The 19185-nt window shown below is 27.6% G+C and carries 20 protein-coding genes and 1 pseudogene; 1 reads left to right on the forward strand and 20 read right to left on the reverse strand.

All coding sequences use genetic code 11. The features are described from left to right. Positions 1 to 21: 21 nt before the first annotated feature. The 9 genes from AC2A4K_RS10620 to AC2A4K_RS10660 all read right to left on the reverse strand — a co-directional run bounded on the left by AC2A4K_RS10620 (position 22) and on the right by AC2A4K_RS10660 (position 7094). Positions 22 to 216 (reverse strand): DUF4250 domain-containing protein, encoded by a 195-nt coding sequence (locus AC2A4K_RS10620; RefSeq protein WP_322502465.1) that lies wholly within the window; start codon positions 214 to 216, stop codon positions 22 to 24. A gap of 254 nt (positions 217 to 470) precedes the next feature. Then, entirely contained in the window at positions 471 to 1799 is a 1329-nt protein-coding gene (locus AC2A4K_RS10625; RefSeq protein ID WP_322502466.1) for an MATE family efflux transporter, read from the reverse strand. A gap of 16 nt (positions 1800 to 1815) precedes the next feature. Beyond that, the gene (locus tag AC2A4K_RS10630; RefSeq protein ID WP_322502467.1) at positions 1816 to 2502 is read right to left on the reverse strand and encodes an ABC transporter ATP-binding protein; all 687 of its coding nucleotides are present in this window, start codon (positions 2500 to 2502) and stop codon (positions 1816 to 1818) included. A 1-nt stretch (position 2503) separates the two neighbouring features. Next, on the reverse strand, positions 2504 to 3259 hold the full coding sequence (locus AC2A4K_RS10635; RefSeq protein ID WP_322502468.1) for an ABC transporter permease: 756 nt from the start codon (positions 3257 to 3259) through the stop codon (positions 2504 to 2506). Continuing rightward, positions 3234 to 4238 (reverse strand): ABC transporter substrate-binding protein, encoded by a 1005-nt coding sequence (locus AC2A4K_RS10640; protein ID WP_322502469.1) that lies wholly within the window; start codon positions 4236 to 4238, stop codon positions 3234 to 3236. The genes AC2A4K_RS10635 and AC2A4K_RS10640 overlap by 26 nt, the downstream gene beginning before the upstream one ends. Before the next feature lie 254 nt (positions 4239 to 4492). Beyond that, positions 4493 to 4678, reverse strand: a complete 186-nt coding sequence (locus AC2A4K_RS10645; RefSeq protein ID WP_322502470.1) for a hypothetical protein — start codon at positions 4676 to 4678, stop codon at positions 4493 to 4495. A gap of 229 nt (positions 4679 to 4907) precedes the next feature. After that, positions 4908 to 5099 carry a hypothetical protein gene (locus AC2A4K_RS10650; RefSeq protein WP_322502471.1) on the reverse strand — a complete coding sequence of 64 codons (192 nt, stop codon included), beginning with the start codon at positions 5097 to 5099 and terminating at the stop codon, positions 4908 to 4910. A 255-nt stretch (positions 5100 to 5354) separates the two neighbouring features. Continuing rightward, complete coding sequence (locus AC2A4K_RS10655; protein WP_322502472.1) at positions 5355 to 6212, reverse strand: hypothetical protein; 858 nt, start codon at positions 6210 to 6212, stop codon at positions 5355 to 5357. A 105-nt stretch (positions 6213 to 6317) separates the two neighbouring features. Next, positions 6318 to 7094 carry a sulfite exporter TauE/SafE family protein gene (locus tag AC2A4K_RS10660; protein WP_322502473.1) on the reverse strand — a complete coding sequence of 259 codons (777 nt, stop codon included), beginning with the start codon at positions 7092 to 7094 and terminating at the stop codon, positions 6318 to 6320. 140 nt (positions 7095 to 7234) lie between these two features. On the opposite strand from AC2A4K_RS10660, the gene AC2A4K_RS10665 reads away from it, so the two are divergent. After that, positions 7235 to 7657: a hypothetical protein gene (locus AC2A4K_RS10665; RefSeq protein ID WP_322502474.1), complete on the forward strand. Its 423-nt coding sequence runs from the start codon at positions 7235 to 7237 to the stop codon at positions 7655 to 7657. A gap of 79 nt (positions 7658 to 7736) precedes the next feature. Here AC2A4K_RS10665 and AC2A4K_RS10670 read toward each other — a convergent pair whose 3' ends face one another. The 11 genes and pseudogenes from AC2A4K_RS10670 to uraA form a co-directional block, all read right to left on the reverse strand. Continuing rightward, the gene (locus AC2A4K_RS10670; protein ID WP_322502475.1) at positions 7737 to 8237 is read right to left on the reverse strand and encodes a DedA family protein; all 501 of its coding nucleotides are present in this window, start codon (positions 8235 to 8237) and stop codon (positions 7737 to 7739) included. 233 nt (positions 8238 to 8470) lie between these two features. After that, on the reverse strand, positions 8471 to 8968 hold the full coding sequence (locus AC2A4K_RS10675; RefSeq protein WP_416173344.1) for a DedA family protein: 498 nt from the start codon (positions 8966 to 8968) through the stop codon (positions 8471 to 8473). Between the two features lie 357 nt (positions 8969 to 9325). Beyond that, positions 9326 to 10186 (reverse strand): annotated as a pseudogene (locus AC2A4K_RS10680) (tRNA 2-thiocytidine biosynthesis TtcA family protein); the annotation flags it as partial. A 265-nt stretch (positions 10187 to 10451) separates the two neighbouring features. Beyond that, on the reverse strand, positions 10452 to 10955 hold the full coding sequence (locus tag AC2A4K_RS10685) for a QueT transporter family protein (RefSeq protein WP_322502476.1): 504 nt from the start codon (positions 10953 to 10955) through the stop codon (positions 10452 to 10454). Between the two features lie 323 nt (positions 10956 to 11278). Next, complete coding sequence (locus tag AC2A4K_RS10690; RefSeq protein WP_322502477.1) at positions 11279 to 12157, reverse strand: ComEC/Rec2 family competence protein; 879 nt, start codon at positions 12155 to 12157, stop codon at positions 11279 to 11281. Positions 12158 to 12345: 188 nt separating this feature from the next. Continuing rightward, complete coding sequence (locus AC2A4K_RS10695) at positions 12346 to 13671, reverse strand: ATP-binding protein (protein ID WP_322502478.1); 1326 nt, start codon at positions 13669 to 13671, stop codon at positions 12346 to 12348. Continuing rightward, positions 13665 to 14375 (reverse strand): LytR/AlgR family response regulator transcription factor, encoded by a 711-nt coding sequence (locus AC2A4K_RS10700; protein WP_322502479.1) that lies wholly within the window; start codon positions 14373 to 14375, stop codon positions 13665 to 13667. The genes AC2A4K_RS10695 and AC2A4K_RS10700 overlap by 7 nt, the downstream gene beginning before the upstream one ends. A 137-nt stretch (positions 14376 to 14512) precedes the next feature. Then, a complete protein-coding gene (locus tag AC2A4K_RS10705) occupies positions 14513 to 15556 on the reverse strand; it encodes an N-acetylmuramoyl-L-alanine amidase (protein WP_322502480.1) in 1044 nt (347 codons plus the stop codon). 102 nt (positions 15557 to 15658) lie between these two features. Next, positions 15659 to 15946: an MTH1187 family thiamine-binding protein gene (locus tag AC2A4K_RS10710; RefSeq protein WP_322502481.1), complete on the reverse strand. Its 288-nt coding sequence runs from the start codon at positions 15944 to 15946 to the stop codon at positions 15659 to 15661. 342 nt (positions 15947 to 16288) lie between these two features. Beyond that, on the reverse strand, positions 16289 to 17302 hold the full coding sequence (locus tag AC2A4K_RS10715) for a resuscitation-promoting factor (RefSeq protein ID WP_322502482.1): 1014 nt from the start codon (positions 17300 to 17302) through the stop codon (positions 16289 to 16291). Positions 17303 to 17723: 421 nt separating this feature from the next. After that, on the reverse strand, positions 17724 to 19025 hold the full coding sequence (gene uraA / locus AC2A4K_RS10720; RefSeq protein ID WP_322502483.1) for a uracil permease: 1302 nt from the start codon (positions 19023 to 19025) through the stop codon (positions 17724 to 17726). Positions 19026 to 19185 lie beyond the last annotated feature (160 nt).

Here is a 19185-nt window from a genome sequence, read left to right on the forward strand (position 1 = left end):
TTTAAAAAAACATAAATTATATTATTCAGCAACAAACTGATTACTTTCACTATTATATATGTATCCACATTCCTTTAGCCTTTGTCCAATAACTTCCTTGTCAACTGCTAAATCATCGCACATACTATCTAAATCACTGTAATAATCTCTTAATTTTAAATTTATAATACTAAGTAACATATATGGATTCATCTCTTTATAGTTTCCAATGTCCATTATAAAAATCTCTCCTTTAAAAAAATGCTTTAATATTATTATATACAACTTATTTAAGTTCTACAATTTTTTATTTAATTTATTGTCACATTTTAATAAATCAGCATACTATATTATTAGGTTAATTATAAGCCAATACCTCACTTATAAGAACTTAACCTCCTGTTTACAAAATCACTATAACTCTTACTATACTATATTTATTTCTTTGCATTTACAATAAAAACCGTTGATACTCAACGGTTTTTATTATTTTAAGCATTATTTCTTTTATTCTTAAGCTCAAATAGTAAAAATATTATAAGTGTTGCTAACTCTGCACTTGGTATTGTTAACCAGACACCGTAAACTCCTAGTATTCTAGGTAATATAATGATAAAGATTATAATAAATATCAATCCCCTTAAACTTGATAGCAAAGAGGATTCCTTTGCTTTTTCAACTGCTTGTAAATAAGCTACATTTACTATATTGCTACCATTAAATAAGAATGTTATGAAGTATAAGTAAATTCCTTGTCTAGTTATGCTTAGTAATTTACCTGTATCACTTGTAAATATACTTATCATTTGGTTTGGTAATAGTAATCCCATTCCAAAGAATATCACTCCTAGAATTAATACTATTCTTCTTGTTAACCTTAAAAACTCTTTAACACGTTCCCCTTTTTGAGCACCAAAGTTCACACTTATTAAAGGTTGAACTCCTTGAGAAACTCCATTAAATATAGCAGTAAAGATTAGAACAAGGTTTGTGATGATTCCATAAGCTGATACACCTAAATCCCCTTCAAATTTAAATATTACAATATTAAAAATAAATATAACAAATCCAGCTGATATTTCATTTAAGAAACTAGGTACTCCATTTTTAAGCACTCTTCCTATGTGCTCTATGTTAATTCCTCCAATTTCTAAATGCATAGTATTTTTCTTTTTTATAAAATGTATCGATAAAACAGCTAAAGCAACTAATTGACCTATTGAAGTAGCTAAAGCTGCCCCAAACATTCCCCAATTGAAAATATAAATAAAAATATAGTCTAAAACTATATTTGTTATATTAGATGCTATTACAGCATACATAGCTAGTTTTGGTTCTCCATCATTTCTTACAAAGACAATGAAAGATGATGCCAAAATGAAAGCTGAGTTAAAAGTTAAGATAACTTTTAAATAATCCCTAGTTAGAGAAAAAGTAGCTTCTGATGCTCCTAACATATAGACTATATTATCTAAAAAGAAAAATTCTAGTAAATTTATTATTATACAAAATATAATAGCTGCAAATACAGCTGAGGTAAATATCCTATTAACCTTATGAAATTTCTTTTGCCCCATAGCTATGGATAAAGTTGTTGCTCCTCCAATTCCAATAGCCAATCCTATGGCATTATATAAATTATATGTAGGTAAGGCTATATTTAATGCTGCTAAACCCAACTCCCCAAGTTTATGACCTATAAACATAGTGTCGAATAATATACATACTGAAAGCCCCAGCATTCCAGCCACTGAAGGTATCATATACTTTCTTAACAGTGTAATTTCTTTATCATGTAGTAAATCTAATTTTTTACTCAATGTACCCCCTCCTCAATTATTTGTTTTTTAAAATATATAAGATTTTTTCCTCTATAGTATCTTTTTCTAATTTTCTTATCTGCTTAAAATGTGCCATTAAATTTACTGGATTATCACCTAAAATAAATATGTTGTCTGCAATATCTAAAGCTTCTCTTATATCATGAGTAACCATGATTACCGTATTATTTTTCTCTAAATGAACTTCTTTAAAAATTTTTATAACATTTTCTTTACTATTTTCATCTAGAGATTTAAAAGGTTCATCCATTAAAAGAAGTCCCTCTTCATAAAGAAAAGCTCTGGCTATATTTACTCTTTGCCTCATTCCTCCACTTAATTCCTTTGGAAAACTATCTATATAATCATCTAGTTCCATTACTTTTAACATTCTTTCTATTTTTTCTTTTCTCTCATCTTTTTTATAAAGTTTTAAAAGAGGTAGTTCCATGTTTTTATATATACTCTTCCATTCAATAAGCCTATCCTCTTGAAACACATAAGCAATTTTTGATGGAACACCTATGATTTTTCCTGATTGAAACTCTTCAAGACCACTTATAATATTTAATAGAGTACTTTTACCACAACCAGACTTTCCTAAAATACAATTAACCTTTCCATATTCAAAGGTTAATGAAAATTTATTATATAACTTTTTGTTATTAAAACTTTTCTCTATATTTATTAATTTAATATCCATTTTACCTCATCCATCTAAAAACCCTAACATTAATAGTTTTTTGTATTAAAGAAAAAATTATTCCTATAATGATTACTAGGATTATCCACGCAAAAACCATGTTGGTATTCAAATAGTTCTTTTCAACAAAAAGGGCAGTTCCTATGCCATACTTAGGTTGTCCAATAACTTCACCTCCAATAACTAATTTCATAGTTAAAGAAAATGTAGATACCATAATTCTACATATAGCAAAACTTATACTTGGTAAATAAATATTATTTACTAGATTAATTTTACTTACTCCATAAACATTTGCCATTTCCAATATATTTTTATCTATATTTAACATAGAACCAATTATGGCATCATAAAATATTGGAAAACTTATTACAAAACCAACTAATATAGGTGCACTTCCTTGACTTAACCAAATTAAAGCTAATATTATAAAACCTATAGTTGGTAAAGATCTCATTATATTAAGTATAGGTATCATAAAATTATATATATATTTATTAAATGCACTGGCTACGCCTAAACAGATTGCTATAATTAAAGCTAATATAAAACTTATAAATGTTCTCCCTAAAGTACTTATAATTATTTTAAAAAAGTCATTTGATTTTATTACTTCAATTAATCCCTTAAACGTTAAATAGGGAGAAGGTAATATTACCTCGCTCCCTATAATCATACTAGCTAATTGCCATATAATAAAAAGTATAATTGAAGATAAAAGTATTAATTTCTTATTTTTGTAAGAAAATTTCTTCATTTACCTTTTTACCTCCTATAGCTTTAGGCTCTAAGCTGTAAATCTTGTCATAATATCCAATATAAGCACTTTCACTATCAACAGCACTTACATAATTTAAATTGGCTCTTTCTAATGATTTAGCTATTATTTCTTTTTTGCCTGTTATTCCTACTTCTTCTGCAAAAGAACCAGCTTCTTCTCTATTTTCGTTTGCCCATTTAGTACTATTATCTATTTCTTTTAGTATCTTTTGAACATCATCAAAATGATTATTTACTAAATCTTCTTTAACTATAACACTGGATTGAGGGTATCCCATTTCAGAATCACTCATCTCTTTCCACTGATCATTTAAAGATGCAACTATTTTAGTATCTGGTTTTTTAGTCATTATTTGAGTTAACATAGGCTCTGGAACAACTGCATATTTAGCTTTTCCTTCTATAAATAAAGGAGCTAATTCTGAAGCTGCATTTACATAACTTAAGGTTAAATCTTTTTCAGGATTTATTCCATTATTTTGAAGAATTATTTTAAATATTAAATCAGGAGTCAATCCTTGTCCTACATTATAAACATCTTTTCCTTTAAGATCACTTAAAGTTTTAACAAAATCATCACTGCTTATTACATATAATGAGCCAAACCCTACGGTTCCTGCAAGCTTATATCCAACTTCTTTGTTATATGCAATAGCTGCTACATTTGAAGGAACTATACATATATCTCCCTCACCTTTTAAAACTTTAGATACTAAAGCATCTGATCCTTTTACAATAGAATAATTTATGTTTAAGTTCTTACTTATTTCTGGTTTTTCTTTTATCATTTTAACTATGCTTATCGCTGGCAGCCCATCTGGCACAACTATTTCTATAGATGTTTTTTCATCTGGATCTTTAGCTTCTTCTTTTTTAGAAGTATTACATCCTATGAATAAAAACACTGAAAATACGGCCATTAGAACTAATGATAAAATTCTATTTAACTTTTTCACCCCTATGCCTCCATGTAATAAAATTTTCTATGTTTTATTTTGCCACTTATTCATTATTTTTTCAATATTTATTTATGCTTTTCTTTACCTTGAATTTCTGGCACTGGTTCTTCGTTATTTTTTTTAGGTGTTTTAAATCTTTTTGAATTCCAAGAAGATTGTTGATTCTGTTTTGACATGACTTTCACCTCCTCATATTAAAAACTAATTTTATTTTATGAGTAAAGGCGTATTTTATTCATAACAAAATAACTCTATTTTTTCTCTTGAATTCTATTTATTAGTTCAGTCTCTATAAGTTCTGATTTAGAAAATCCCTTTCTAAAATATCTTATTTGTTTATATTTTATTCCATTCATCTCAAAATCTAAAACATCTATTCTATCTCCACTATAAACAAAAGGATCTCTTTTCCCCTTAACATAAACTGAAAGTTCCATTTTTTATTGCTCCTCTCCTTAGCTCTATAATGCTTTTAATTATAGCATATTTTTCATATTTATGAATATTTTATTTGTACCTGTTAATGAGTAAAAATCGTAATCTAAACTATAAATAAGCTTTTAAATTTGCTTCTATTTTAAACTAGTATTGATTTTTAAATAGGTTTTCAGAGCCAGCTAAAAATTAATCTTTAACTAAAACAAAGTTTTAAATTTTAAAACTTCTTTACTCTATTTTTATTCCTGTAGCCTTAAAAACAACTTCATCTTCAAGACCTAAATCTTTTAATCTTTTTGCGATTCTCATTCTCTCATCTTCTCTTATGAGCAACTCTTCTTTATTATGATTTTCCTTATTATCTTCAACATTTAATATGTGTTGCCAAGTTTTAAACATACCATTATCAAATTTACTCATAGTAATTACCTCCAATATCTTATATTAGAATTATTTACTATTATTTTAATATAAATTCTAAGAATTTGTTTACTAAAATTCATATTGTTGTTATATTCTCTTGTTTAATTTCTCTTTATTAAGTTAAATAAAAAAAGACTTTGTATATTTTAAAGATTTTATTTGTAAAATTAATACAAATCATTTTTTCTCTTTAAACAAAGTCATTTTTATTATTTCTATTAAATATATCTTTCCACAAACATAAAAATTTATTTATCCTTCAGCATTTTGAAGTTCATATATTTCTTCAATAGTTATACCTAACTTTTCTGATATTAACTCTGCTGATAATATTCCAGCAAGGTTTTTTGCTATTCTTAATTGCTCTTCTTTTCTTGCATTTTTAACCGCTATATCTCTTTCTTCATTATACAATCTCTCAATCTTAGTCATTTCTAACAACTCCTTAAGTTCTCTAGCTTGATCATCATTAATAAATTTATCTGTAGACTCAATTATTCCATTTAATATAATTGCTTCATCTCTCTCGGATTTTATAGATTTTGCTAGTTGAACACATTCTCTTAGCATATTTGTGTCTTCATATTCATTTTTCATAAGTGGTAGCATTATAAACTTTATTTTATCAGCCTGTGTTAAGTTTCCTTCTATAACTTTAGGTTTTAATTCATTTAAAACTTTTTCTCCACTTAATTCTGACATAAATATACTTTCTGAACAAATAAGTATATCTCCAAAACTTAATGTATTTCTTGCTTCTTTAACACTTGAGTTATAGATTATGGCCATTCTAACCTTTGGGAAAGTCCCTCTATGTTTATAGTATCTTTTTATAACCTTAACAGCTACCTCTAAATATATAAACATATTTTCATCTATATTTCTCTCATCTTCATACCCAAAAAGTAAGATAGAACCATCTTCTAAAATAAATATTTCATTAGGCCCTCCTTCTAAAACTTCATTTTCAAAAAAGTTTCTAGGTAGCCTGTCCATTATTTTAGGCATATCACTAACTCCTAATGCCTCTAATGGTCTTCCTTTATAAAGTTGTCCCATGAGCTTATATAGAATATCTTTAGCTCCATAACTTATGTTAGTTTTTCCCATACTTTTATCACCTTCACTTTGTTGAGAATATATTCTTTTTCACCTATTATATCACATTTTATTCACATATATAGTTCATCTCAGTGTCAGACTCTAAAGTTTTTCTTAAATTGCAATTATAAAATTATATATGTTTAATCCTATAATCATAATTACTACTGTATTAAAAACTTTCAAAATAACCTCATTACTAAATATTTTATTAAATTTAGCCCCTATAAACCCACCTAAAATACCACCTAAAACCATATAACCTAGCATAGATAAATCATATACTGAAAATCCTGTTCCACAGGCAATAGTTAAAAGTTTAGATCCTTGAGAAAATAAAATTATTATAATTGAATTTCTAGCTGCATTCTTAGCTTCCATTGAAAAAAATATTGTTAAAAAAGCAACATTTATAGGCCCTCCTCCAATACCTAAAAAAGCTGCTATTAGGCCCAAAAATATTCCGATTAAAATACTTAAAACAAAACTATCAATTTTATAACTCTTAAATCTTTCCTTATAGTTCATATAAATATAAACAAATATAAGAAGCAAAGCTAAAATTCCACTTTGTACTAAAGAAACAATTCTACTTTCAACCACATCTAATATTAATGTTAATACCTGTTGCCCTAATAGTCCTCCCAATACTGATCCTATTGCTAAGGCTCCAGTATTTTTTATATCTATTTTACTTTTATAAAGTATTTGTCTTATTATTGAAACTATGGCCATAGCAAAAACTGTAAAGGAAGATAATACACTAATAGTCGCTATATTATAATCCCCTAAAAAGTCTAAAACAGGTTTTATTATTACACCTCCACCTAATCCAGCCATAGATCCAGCAATAGTTGATAATAAAGCAACCAAAAAATAAATTAAAATCATATACCCCTCCCATTTCCCACACTCTTTATACCAATATATTACAATAAGAAATTTTTAACAACAGAAAAATTCAATTATTTACATAAGATTCTTTATGTAGTATGTTATAGTTATAAATATAAACTAAGGAGCTTAGTATTATGGAAACACTAAATGAATTACTAAATTTAGATTTAAATAAATCTAGTATTTTTGATATAACTGAAGAACACTTAATATTATTAAAGACAGAAGATTTTTACACTCAAAATAACTTCTATTTTTATCTTTACAATAAACTTCTTTCTATTGATACTTCTAAAAAGAAAGAATTAGCTTATTGTAACTACCTTATCTCTTATTATTTATTCATAGTAATGACTCCTTTATACTACGAGGAATTAGCTTTTTATCATGGAAAAAAAGCATTTGAATTAGAAAATTCAATTAGATATATGGAATGGCTATTATTATTTGGAACTTTAGAAAAGCCTCTATTGACTTATGAAATATGCTCTAATCTTGCAAAGCAAATTTTAAAAGAAAATCCTGAGTCTACTTTAGCTAATTTTTTTCTTATGTAAAGCAAAAGCACAGAATGCCTACTTTTAAGGACACTCTGTGCTTTTTAATCGTTATCTTCTATCTGACCGTTAAATCCTTTTATTTAAATAGTATATCTCCAAAGAAATATCCTGCAAAAATAAACCCTAAATTCCAAAGAAATATACCTGGAGTAGAATATATTAAAAACTTTCCAAAACTCATTCTTACAGAACCAGCTATTATGGATACTATGGTTCTAAGTACTGGGATTAATCTACATAGAAAAATTCCAAAACTTCCTCTTTCTCTTAAAATTAATCCAGTCTTATTTATAGTAGACTGTGTTTTTGGATATTTTTTAGCCATTTTATCAAGCAAAACTGCTCCCCCATAATATCCTATAGAATATAATACTATACTACCAAGTACCCCAGCCACTACTGAAATAAAAACTATTAAAATTAAACTTTCATTATTCCTAACTGCTATAATTCCAGCCGCCGACATTATTACACCTGCTGGCAATCCTGGTAAATTTAAATATTCTAAAAATACTATTATAAATAATAAAGTTAATCCATACATTGCAAAATAATCTAGAACAGTTTGTATGCTCATAAATCCTCCCCAAACCTTTAGTTAAATATAATTAACTATATTTTATCCTAAATAAATTAATAACACACTTTCAAATAAAATGATTTAATATAAACTTAGGATAAATTGTAATCTTATTTGAGAATTAAGTACATTTTTAATATCAAAATTAATTTACTTAATCCCTATGTACTATTTATAAATTTCTAATAAGTTTGCTTAAAGTTCTAAATTTAATATTTGACCATGAAAGATTAACTTAGTAATGTACCTCCAAAGAAATAGCCTACAACAATACCACTTAAATTCCAACAGAATATTCCTGGAATTGAGAAAAGCACAAACTTAAAACAATCCATTTTTATAGATCCTGCAATAGCTGAAACAAGAGTTCTCACAATAGGTATTAATCTACAAATAAATATGCCTATAAAATCATGTTTTTCCAATATATCCTGTGTTCTTTCTATTGGCTTTTTGGTCTTTGGAAATCTCTTTTCTATTTTCTCCAAAAGAGGCGATCCCACATAATAACCAACAGTATATAAAGCTATGCTACCTACTAAACCTGCTATTAAGGAAATAAATATTACAAGAAACAAACCTTTATGAGCTCGTCCTGCCATAATTCCAGCTGCTGGCATTACTATTCCTGGTGGTATTCCTGGTATAGAATATTCTCCAACAACTATTATAAATAATACTATTAACCCATAAATGTGTATATAGTGCATAACAACTTGCATGTCCATAAATTGCACCAACCCTTTCTATTAAATTATTTAAACATCTGTAAAAAAGCTAACACAATGTAATATAGTATATAGTAACACATTTATTGGTAATTTTCTATCTATCATAATTTGCTTTTATACTAAAAAAGTGCATGAATCTAAGAATATTCTTAGTCTTCATACACTTCTTAATACACATTAATTGCTAAGTTTCATACTTTTAATTTCTTTTAATGAAAGTCCTGTTTTCTCTGCAATAACTTCATCATCTAAAAGTCCAATAAGATTTCTAGCTATATTTTGTCTTTCATAAGCCACAGCTTCATTTACTAAGCCCTTTTGTTTTAATTCAGCTGTTGAATTTAATAATGAATATTCATCATAAAAGTCTAAATAAGAATAATGTTCTCCATCAATATCCCATCCTAAGATAGAATCAACACTTACATTTTGAGCTGCTCTAAATATTGATTTATCTACTCCATCAAACTTTTCCTTAAACTCTTCTATCATATCCTTAATTTCAAAACGCTTATTACCAATCTTCTTAGCAGCAACCATACATGCACAGTTTAATGGCCATATTCCAGCTCTTTGTATCCATCTTTTTATATATTTTTCTTCTATATAATATAATGGTCTTATAAGCTCTATTCCCTCAAAGTTTGCAGCTTTAAGTTTTGGAAGCATTGTTTTAAAGTTACCTGCATATAAAACATTAAGCATTGTTGTTTCTATAACATCATTAAAATGATGTCCTAAAGCTAATTTATTACATCCAAGCTCCTTTGCCTTTCCGTATAATGACCCTCTTCTCATTCTTGCACACATGTAACATGGATAGTCTTTAGCTATATTATCTACAACTTGGAATATTCCTGATTCATATATATGTACTGGTATATCTAAGTATTTGCAATTATCCTCAAGCAGCTCTCTAATTTGAGGATGATATCCTGGATCCATTGCTAAAAAAACAAGTTCAAAATTTATTTGCCCATGCTTCTTAAGCTCTTGAAATAGTTTTGCCATTATTAAAGAATCTTTTCCTCCAGAGATGGCAATTGCTATTTTATCTCCTTCTTCAACTAATTTGTAGTCCTTTATAGCTTTTATAAACTTTGACCAAACTTGTTTTCTATATGTTTTAACTAAACTTCTCTCTATTTCAGCTAAAGGTCTTCTCTCATTAAATGGCACTAAAATCTCGCATCCTTCTCCTGCTACACCACTCATTTAAATCACCTCACAATATAAAACTCTTTTGTTATTATAACAATTTTATTTCTTTTTGTCTTTATAAAATAATAGTTAATTAAAAGGGAACCAACTATAAAAAATTAAAAGCTATATAAAAACTTCTTAAATTAGGTCTACATTAAAATAATAAGACTTATAGAAAGATCTACATAAGCTTTAAAATTTAAAACTATTACGTAGATTTATAAGTTTTATTTTAAGTTTATTTAATATAGCTAATTTGTTTTTATATAGCTAAAAACTATCTTGTTATTATATTTAATTTTCCAAAATACTTCTTTCTTATAAAGTTGAATAAAGGAACTCCTATAATTGTTATTACAACAAATTCTCCTAAAGCAACCTGGCCCATTGATAAAACTAATGGTAATCCATAAACATAATTAAGCATCCACCCAATTATAAGACCATTAAATATAGTTGGCCAAATTGAAGCAATCCAAAGAGCCTTCTTTCCTTTTATATACTTTCCAGTTAGATATATAGCCCAAACACTTATAAATGTTGCAAATGTTCCTAAAACCACATCAACTGTACCATTAGGACCTAAAATATTTGCTATGAAACATCCTAAAGTTAATCCAATTATATAATCTGAATTATAAAAAGCTAAAAGTACCATTATCTCTGATACCCTAAATTGAACTCCTGAATAACTTATTGGAGCTAAGGCTATTGTTAATGTTGCATATAATGCAGCAATAAGTGCTGATGTAACTATTCTTTTTATATTTTTATCTGTCATACTTCCTCCTTAAAACATCATTTTTGAAAGACTCCTAACTAAGATGTTTTAAGAAAAATAATAATTCACAAAGAAAAAATTTATTTCCTCTAAATATGAGAAATAAACTCTAATATTCTTGAAAATAATTATAAATAAAAAACCGTAGAAAAAGTTTCTACGGTTTAAAGCATGCAAATAGATATTACATAAAAAAATTTACATAATTATACTTAAAACACCGTAGTTTTATTTAAAGACAGGAGGCTTCCGAACTGTCTATATCCTATTTTCTAAGTCATTATATACTATATGTATAAAAAAATCAACATATCATTTAATAACTATTTAGCACTCTCACTGTGTAATTTTACATCAAGCTTTTCTCCATTAGATGTAATTGTTATATCTCCATCTCTAAATGTTTCATAAACTGTAACTCCTGCCTTTTTAAGATTGCTCATAGTTTCTTTATGTGGATGACCGTATTTATTATCTTTTCCACAAGAAACTATAGATATACTAGGATTAACAGCCTTTAAAAATGGTTCACTAGTTGATGAGTGAGATCCATGGTGTCCTAGTTTAAGAACATCTGCTTTTAAATCTTTATGCTCATTTAATACTTCTTGTTCTACAAGGGCTTCTGCATCACCTGTAAACATAAATGAATTCTTACCATAAGATATCTTCATTACTGGTGAATAGTTGTTTAATTCCTCATAATCTGTTTTTACAGGAGAATAAACTTCTACCTTTGTATTCTTCCCTAAATCTATGTTAGTTCCTTCTTTTATTGGTTTTATTTTTAAACCTTCATTCTTAACTGCCTTTAACATATTTTCATAGGTTTTTGTTGTGTGAGCTACCTTAGGAGCATAAAAATCTTTAACATCAAAGTTTTCTAATACCTCATCCATTCCTCCTATGTGGTCCTCATGTGGATGAGTCGCTATTGCTATATCAATAGTCTTTATTCCTCTGTTTTTTAAATCCTTAACTAAGTCTTCTGCTCCCGCATTTGTTCCTGCATCTATAAGCATATTTTTTCCATTAACCTGAATTAATTCACTATCTCCTTGTCCAACATTTAAATATGTAACACTCATACCATTCCCTTGAACTTGAGAAGTCTTTGCACTTTTATTACTATTTTGCGCTCCACATCCTGCAAAGCTCAAAACTGTAATTGTACTTATTATTGCTAATACCTTTTTAAACATTTCTCCTCCAAAACAATTTTATATATTCTTTATAATATTAACATATTTTTAATCTTTATTGTGTTTTTTCTTAATTTTAATAACTATTTTATGTATAATATCCTCTTCTAAATTTAATAAAAATATAATATAATTAAGGTATAGTCAGCAAATATATAATTATAAAAAAGAAGCATAGATTTTTATATCTAAGCTTCTTTTTCCCTATTTATAGGAATAAGCATTTTCAAAACAAATTTATCCTCTAAATGTTCAATGCTTATTTCTCCATCATATTTTTCTAAAGCTAATCTTATATTTTTAAGCCCTATTCCATGCAAAAATTTATCTTTTTTATCTGTTAAAAATTTCCCATTTAATACTTGAACTTTATTAGTCTTTGAATTTTCAATCTTAACAACATAAAAATTATTTATATATGTTCCTTTAATATATATATATCTTCTTTCATAATCTCTTATCTTTTTACAAGCTTCTATAGCATTATCGATACAATTAGAAAAAATAGTACATATATCAAAATATTCAATAAAGTTAACCTTTGAAAAATCTATAAATACTTTTAAATCAATTTTATTTTTAATACAAGAATCTCTTTTATTATTTAATATTACATCTAAAACCTCATTTCCTGTATTAAATCCAATATTAAGCTTATCAATTTCTAATTTAATGCTATCTATATATTTTTTTCTAATTTCTGAGTCCTTATTATTTCCTTCAATACAAGAAATATGATTTTTCATATCATGATAAAGCCTCTTTACCTTTTCTTGATTATCTCTCAAATTAGAATAATATTCATATTCCATTTCCAATTTATTTTTTATAAATTCATTTTCTAACTTTAACTTATTATTTTTAATTATTTTGCTAACAATAAACATTAAAGACATATTAGATAACAAAATCAGTATGGCAATAAAAAATATAGAAATATCATCTCCTAAATTCTCATTTCCACCACTAAAGGCATATCCAAAAATAACTAATATCATTATTATATTTGTTGCTATAGGTGTAAGCATATATAAAAAATCGCCTTTACCAATATCCACATGAAGCTTTAAATACTTAACAATAATAATTAAAGATATCAAAATAACCTTAGATAATATCATTGTTTCAAGTCTATAAAAATTTCTGTTTAAAAGTTCAGAAACACTACTTAAATCATTTATCTTAACCACAAAGGATATAGACAAAGCCTCTACTGTAAGCATAAACAACCAAAATATTAAAGACACCATAATACATTTTATATTGTTAACCTTAAAATTTCTCTTATAAAATACTAGACCTAAAAAAAAGCATATTATTATTCGCTCATTAGGATATACATTTATAAATTTCAAACCAATAGAAAAAATTATTATTATTATAAATGAGAAAATCCCATATTTAGTACTTCTCTTTTTTTCACTAAATTGACTTATAAGAATATAAAAACTTAACCACTCTATAAGTATAGAAACAGTCTCCATCAAATCCCAAGTTATATTGTTCATCAGCATATTAAGTCTCCTAAAATACTAGTTAATCTCAGCTTTAAGTTCTTCATTCTATGCTTACTTACAGGTAGATTAAATTCATTTATTATAAGAGAGTCTTTTTGAAGCTCCTCTATTTTTGATAAATTAACAATATAGCTTGTATGACATCTAAAAAAACCAATATTTTTTAGTTCTTTTTCTAATTTGTTCATACTAGTCTTTACTATATATTCCTGGGAGTTAGTATGTATAATCACCTTTCTATCAAAGGTTTCAAGAAACAATATCTCTTCAATCCTAAGCTTAAGCATACTTCCCTTATCTTTTATTGTTATATATGTATCTCTTTTTTTAATAATACTCTCTACACAAGCAGTTACTTGCTCTTTTAATTCTATAAGCTTAACTGGTTTTATCAAATACCTGAAAGCCCTTACTTCATATCCTTTTTGAACATAATCCCATAAAGCTGTTATAAATATAATCTCAACCTTATCGTCATATTCCCTAACTTTTCTAGCTGTTTCCATTCCAGTTAATTTTCCCATTTGAATATCTAAAAAAAGTATGTCCAACTTTTCTGGATATGATTTCAATAAATCTTCTCCACTTTCAAAAGCTATTATTTTATAATCAATACCTATTTCATCTAAAACTTTACTTAAATTATTTTTTAGTTCTTCTCTTTGCAAGGAATTATCTTCACATAATGCAATAGTAAACATGTCTAATAATCTCCTTTTACCTTATTGTACACTCGTAATTTTATCATATTTTTCTATACATTGGTGAAAATTCTAAGTCATTTTTTAAATATTTAATAAAACTAAACAAGACCTAGAAAAACCAGGTCTTATTAACATTAATCCATTTTAATATACTTTGCAGTAAACCATGCAGTCTTATATCCATAACCAGCAAAGTAGGTAGCCAAAGCATATCCATTTTCTGTTTTATGAACATAAAGGCGTTCATTATTTTTAACATATCCCATTTTACTTGATGTTTGCGCTGGATTATATCTAGCATCTAATTCTGTAACTATATTTATAGATGTTGCATTAGTATCTATTTTCAAATATTTTTGATTAGCACTAACCCATACTTTTGAAGACTCTACTCCACTAGAATCTTTCCAGTAAGTCACTGGTAAATAGTCCTTTTTATCACATACTTCAGGCAAAATCCTAATTCTCTCTCCAGCAAATATTTCTCCTAAATCTCTATAATTAGTACTTGGGTTATCCCTTGGATCTAAAGCAACTATTGCTTTTGCATTAGTTATTTTTAAAAACTTATCTTTTGAAGAGTCATTTATAGAAGGCGGAGTCTCACCACCATTATTTTCTGAATCAGATCCACTATCATTACCTATACTATTTCCATCTATAGCTTCTGCAATTAATTTTCCTATAAAATCTGGTCCTTTTTCCTTATATATTCTAACATCTTCAGTTGCTTCACAAAAACAAACTTCTACTATAACTGCTGGCATTGATGTTTTTCTTAATTCATATAGCTTAGAATTAACTTTAACCCCTCTATTCTTAAATCCAGTTTCACTAGAAACTTTATTAACTATTTTTTTTGCATATTCTTCTGCTTTTCCTCCAGTGCCATAAATCCAAGTACCTGTTCCCAAGGCACCTTCATAAATATCATAAGCCTTATCAAAGTGTATTGATATAAATAAATTTACATTATTATCTTCTGCCTTTTGTACTCCTAAATATAAATCTGTATTAACATCACAATCTCCTGGAGTTACATCAATAACATTATGACCTAGTTGATTCAAATACTTAATTACAGCCTTATAAACCTTTCTGTTCTCAGTTGTTTCATCAATTATACCACTTGCACCCTTTGCTTGAAAATTATGTCCACCTCTTACTGCTATTTTCATAAGAAATTACCTCCTGAAAAATATTTTCTTCTCATTATATAAATATTTTCAAATAGTAATTTCAGTTCCAATATTCTAAAATTTTCTTTAATTTATGTTATTTTATCTGTATTTTCCAACTTTTTCTTCCATAGTAACTCCATCTTTTTTATAATCTATTTTTACTATAGATATAACTCTTCCTGCCCCTTCTTTAAGACATATCTCTTGAGATTTCTTTACTATTTCTAATAATTCATCAATATTTCCTTCCATAGTTGTTTCCATAGGTCCAACCTCATATTTGACACCAGTTGATTCTATATACTCAATAACCTTATCAACAACTTCATAAAGTCTTTCTTCTTTTACCGATGGGATTATTTGCAAACTAACATTACAAGTCATCATTTTAATTCACTCCTCATATTAAAATTTCACATTATACATTTTATACATTAAAATTATCATGTAATAACCAAAATAGGTTTACATAATTCTATATAATTACATTTTATCATAAATCCTATTTCAGTTTTAATTCTTTCTATTTTTATTGATTAAAAATATCTAAGTTAAAATCATCAGATAAGTATTGTAGCATTCTCTCTTCCGCTCTACTATTTCCTTTATTAGCAAAATAGCTTCTGTTCTTGCTAGGTCTAAGACTGTTATTTCTATAAAACACTGCTTGTAAAAAGATTTCTAGTTAAAACAAAAAGACAGGCTAAAAAGCCTGTCTCTTTATCGTAGTTAATTTAATATATAAACGTCTAAGTTTCTAACGCCCCAGTTAGATGCCTCTGCTTCTGTATTAAAGAAAAGGTCTATCTTATTTCCTTTTATAGCACCACCTGTATCAGCCGCAATAGCATAACCATAACCTTCTACATATAGCTTTGTTCCTAAAGGTATAACATTAGGATCCACAGCAATTGTACTGTATCCATTTGGATCTCTAAGAACATGCATTCCTGATGCTGTATATGCTTCTGCTGAGCCTGCTGGATGATTATAAGCTGTAGAGGTAACACTTAGTTTTTTCTTAAAGTTTATACTTTCTCCCCCTCTACTTAGGGTTTGAGCCTCTTGCGTACCTTTTACAACCTCTTTATTTACAGGTTCCTTAACAACTAATTCCTGTACAACGTTATTACTTACTTCTTTTCCATTCTCATAAACAAGTTCGCGAGTTACTTTTTTCTCGCCATTTTGTCCACTGCTTAATGTTTCTGTATATGTTTGTGGCTTAGATTCATCCTTTTTAACTTCTGTTGTAAATTCTATAGGTTGAACTTCTGTAACTTTCTTTACATCAACATTTACCACTTCAACATTCATTCCATCTTTTAGACTCTCATCTTTGCTTGGTAGTATCTTATCATTATCATCAAAAGGTATTCCTTCTGATTTTAACATATCCTCTACATTATCTTCCGCACTAACAATCTCTTTTTCACCATCTGCTGTCTTTACTTTTACATTAACAGCCTCACTTATAATGATTGTTTCATTTCTTGATATTTTACTTTCTAATGAAGGTGTTACTTTGTCTTGAGGTGCTACTGTTATTCCATTATCGTGTAAAGCCCCTTGTACTGTACCTTTGTAGGTAACAATCTCCGTTTTCTCTCCATTAACTACTACGTTAAGAGTTTTTCTCATTGAAAATACTATTAGCCCTCCAGCTAGCACTAACCCCGTCAGTCCTATAGCTAAAGTCTTATTTCTATTTTCCCTTGAAAATAACTTTTTAATGTTTACCATATTATCTCCTCCTTCTGGCAAATAAAAGTTTTACGCTTCCATGCGAAAGTTATACGCTTTTCTGTATGTCAGAAGGGATTTTACACTTTTTAAGTAAAATACCTTTTTCATTGTAACCCATTTGTAATAATTAATCAAATGACCTATTTTACTCATATTCGTACTATTTCTATAAATTCTTAGGTGTATTAGCTAAAAAGCAAGTTTAACTCCATAAATGCTCCCTTATGCTTCGCATAACTATAAATAATGCATAGTTTTATGCTATTAATTAAAAATTCAGACAATTCTCTATCTTTATTTTAGAGGTATTTTTGGAAAAATATAAACTAGATTCTATTAAAATCCTAAATAAAAATAAAGGATAAAACAATGAAGTTTTTATCCTTTATTTTACTTACTTTAATAAAATCTAGTTTAATTATTCTTTTTCATTCATTAAACCTAATTTATCAAATAACATAAATGATAAGCTTAAAATCATAGCAACTATTGTTGCTAATCCCATTCCTTTAATTTCTACTGCACCAAACCTTACTGCAATATTACTTAATCCAACTATCATTACTACTGATGTTAGTATTAAGTTTCTTGATTTTGAATAATCAACCTTTTCTTCTATAAATGTTCTTAATCCAGATGTAGCTATAGTACCGAATAGAAGTAAACTTACGCCTCCTATTACTGGTGTTGGAATACTTCTTATAAGAGCTGACAAAGTTCCTGAAAATCCTAATAATAAAGAAAGTGCTCCGGCACCGCATATTACGTAAGAACTATAAACCTTTGTTAATGCCATAACTCCAATATTCTCACCATAAGTTGTTGTAGGTACCGAACCAAAAAATCCAGATATCATTGTTGATAATCCATCTCCTAAAAGAGATTTATTAAGTCCCGGATCCTTAGATAAATCCTTACCAACAATACTACTTGTTACTACTAAATGGCCAACATGCTCTGCAACTACTACAAAGGTTGCTGGTAAAATTGTTAATATTGCATTTAAACTTGGTTTAGCTATATGTATTTGAGGTAGGACGAAAAGGCTTGCCTCTTTTACTGGCGTAAAATCTACTAATCCTAAGAAGCAACTAACTACGTACCCCGTAACTATACCTATTAATATAGGTATTACTTTTAAAAATCCTTTTAATAATACTGAAGATAAGATTACAGTTATTATTGTAATCATTGAAACTAGTACCCATGTTTGATTTAAAGTTGGTGAGTTAGATAAACCTACTGGGAAGCCAGCCATATCTGCAGCTGTTGGAGCTAACTCCAACCCTATTATTGTTACTATAGATCCCATAGCTGCTGGTGGAAATAACTTTCTAATCCAACCAGTTCCTACAAAGCCTACAATAATAGCTATAGTAGCAAACAATAAACCTGAAACTACAAACCCACTTTGTACTTCAGTAAATGAATATCCTTCTCCCATTAAAAGTAATACTGGTGATATAAATGCAAAACTTGATCCTAAGTATGCTGGAATCTTTCTCTTTGTTATAAATGCATATAATAATGTTCCTATTCCATTAAAGAATAAAACCGTTGCAGGATCAATATTTAAAAGAATTGGTACTAAGACTGATGATCCAAACATTGCAAATAAATGTTGGACACTTAAAGGAATTGCTTTTTTTAGAGGTACTTTATCCTCTACTCCTATGACTTCTAGTAGTTCTACCTCTTTATTTTGTGCAGCATCTGCCATGTTATTTCTCCTCCCTTTTCTAGACTCTCAGGTCTAAATTAAAAGTTTATATAAAATATAGCATACCGTTCATAATAATTCAATATTTTTTTGTCGTATTTTATGATATAATAAGTATTCATGTACATAAAACTATTTTTGTGCATTAACAAATTATTAA

Source organism: Clostridium sp. LIBA-8841 (assembly GCF_057782475.1).

Bases quoted from the DNA above. Each gene is read 5' to 3' on its own strand.
- AC2A4K_RS10645 (WP_322502470.1), bottom strand. From the start codon at position 4,678: ATGGAACTTTCAGTTTATGTTAAGGGGAAAAGAGATCCTTTTGTTTAT.
- AC2A4K_RS10690 (WP_322502477.1), bottom strand. From the start codon at position 12,157: ATGTTTAAAAAGGTATTAGCAATAATAAGTACAATTACAGTTTTGAGC.
- AC2A4K_RS10710 (WP_322502481.1), bottom strand. From the start codon at position 15,946: ATGATGACTTGTAATGTTAGTTTGCAAATAATCCCATCGGTAAAAGAA.
- AC2A4K_RS10685 (WP_322502476.1), bottom strand. From the start codon at position 10,955: ATGACAGATAAAAATATAAAAAGAATAGTTACATCAGCACTTATTGCT.
- AC2A4K_RS10630 (WP_322502467.1), bottom strand. From the start codon at position 2,502: ATGGATATTAAATTAATAAATATAGAGAAAAGTTTTAATAACAAAAAG.
- uraA (WP_322502483.1), bottom strand. From the start codon at position 19,025: ATGGCAGATGCTGCACAAAATAAAGAGGTAGAACTACTAGAAGTCATA.
- AC2A4K_RS10660 (WP_322502473.1), bottom strand. From the start codon at position 7,094: ATGATTTTAATTTATTTTTTGGTTGCTTTATTATCAACTATTGCTGGA.
- AC2A4K_RS10715 (WP_322502482.1), bottom strand. From the start codon at position 17,302: ATGGTAAACATTAAAAAGTTATTTTCAAGGGAAAATAGAAATAAGACT.
- AC2A4K_RS10700 (WP_322502479.1), bottom strand. From the start codon at position 14,375: ATGTTTACTATTGCATTATGTGAAGATAATTCCTTGCAAAGAGAAGAA.
- AC2A4K_RS10675 (WP_416173344.1), bottom strand. From the start codon at position 8,968: ATGGACATGCAAGTTGTTATGCACTATATACACATTTATGGGTTAATA.
- AC2A4K_RS10620 (WP_322502465.1), bottom strand. From the start codon at position 216: ATGGACATTGGAAACTATAAAGAGATGAATCCATATATGTTACTTAGT.
- AC2A4K_RS10650 (WP_322502471.1), bottom strand. From the start codon at position 5,099: ATGAGTAAATTTGATAATGGTATGTTTAAAACTTGGCAACACATATTA.
- AC2A4K_RS10695 (WP_322502478.1), bottom strand. From the start codon at position 13,671: ATGCTGATGAACAATATAACTTGGGATTTGATGGAGACTGTTTCTATA.
- AC2A4K_RS10655 (WP_322502472.1), bottom strand. From the start codon at position 6,212: ATGGGAAAAACTAACATAAGTTATGGAGCTAAAGATATTCTATATAAG.
- AC2A4K_RS10635 (WP_322502468.1), bottom strand. From the start codon at position 3,259: ATGAAGAAATTTTCTTACAAAAATAAGAAATTAATACTTTTATCTTCA.
- AC2A4K_RS10670 (WP_322502475.1), bottom strand. From the start codon at position 8,237: ATGAGCATACAAACTGTTCTAGATTATTTTGCAATGTATGGATTAACT.
- AC2A4K_RS10705 (WP_322502480.1), bottom strand. From the start codon at position 15,556: ATGAAAATAGCAGTAAGAGGTGGACATAATTTTCAAGCAAAGGGTGCA.
- AC2A4K_RS10665 (WP_322502474.1), top strand. From the start codon at position 7,235: ATGGAAACACTAAATGAATTACTAAATTTAGATTTAAATAAATCTAGT.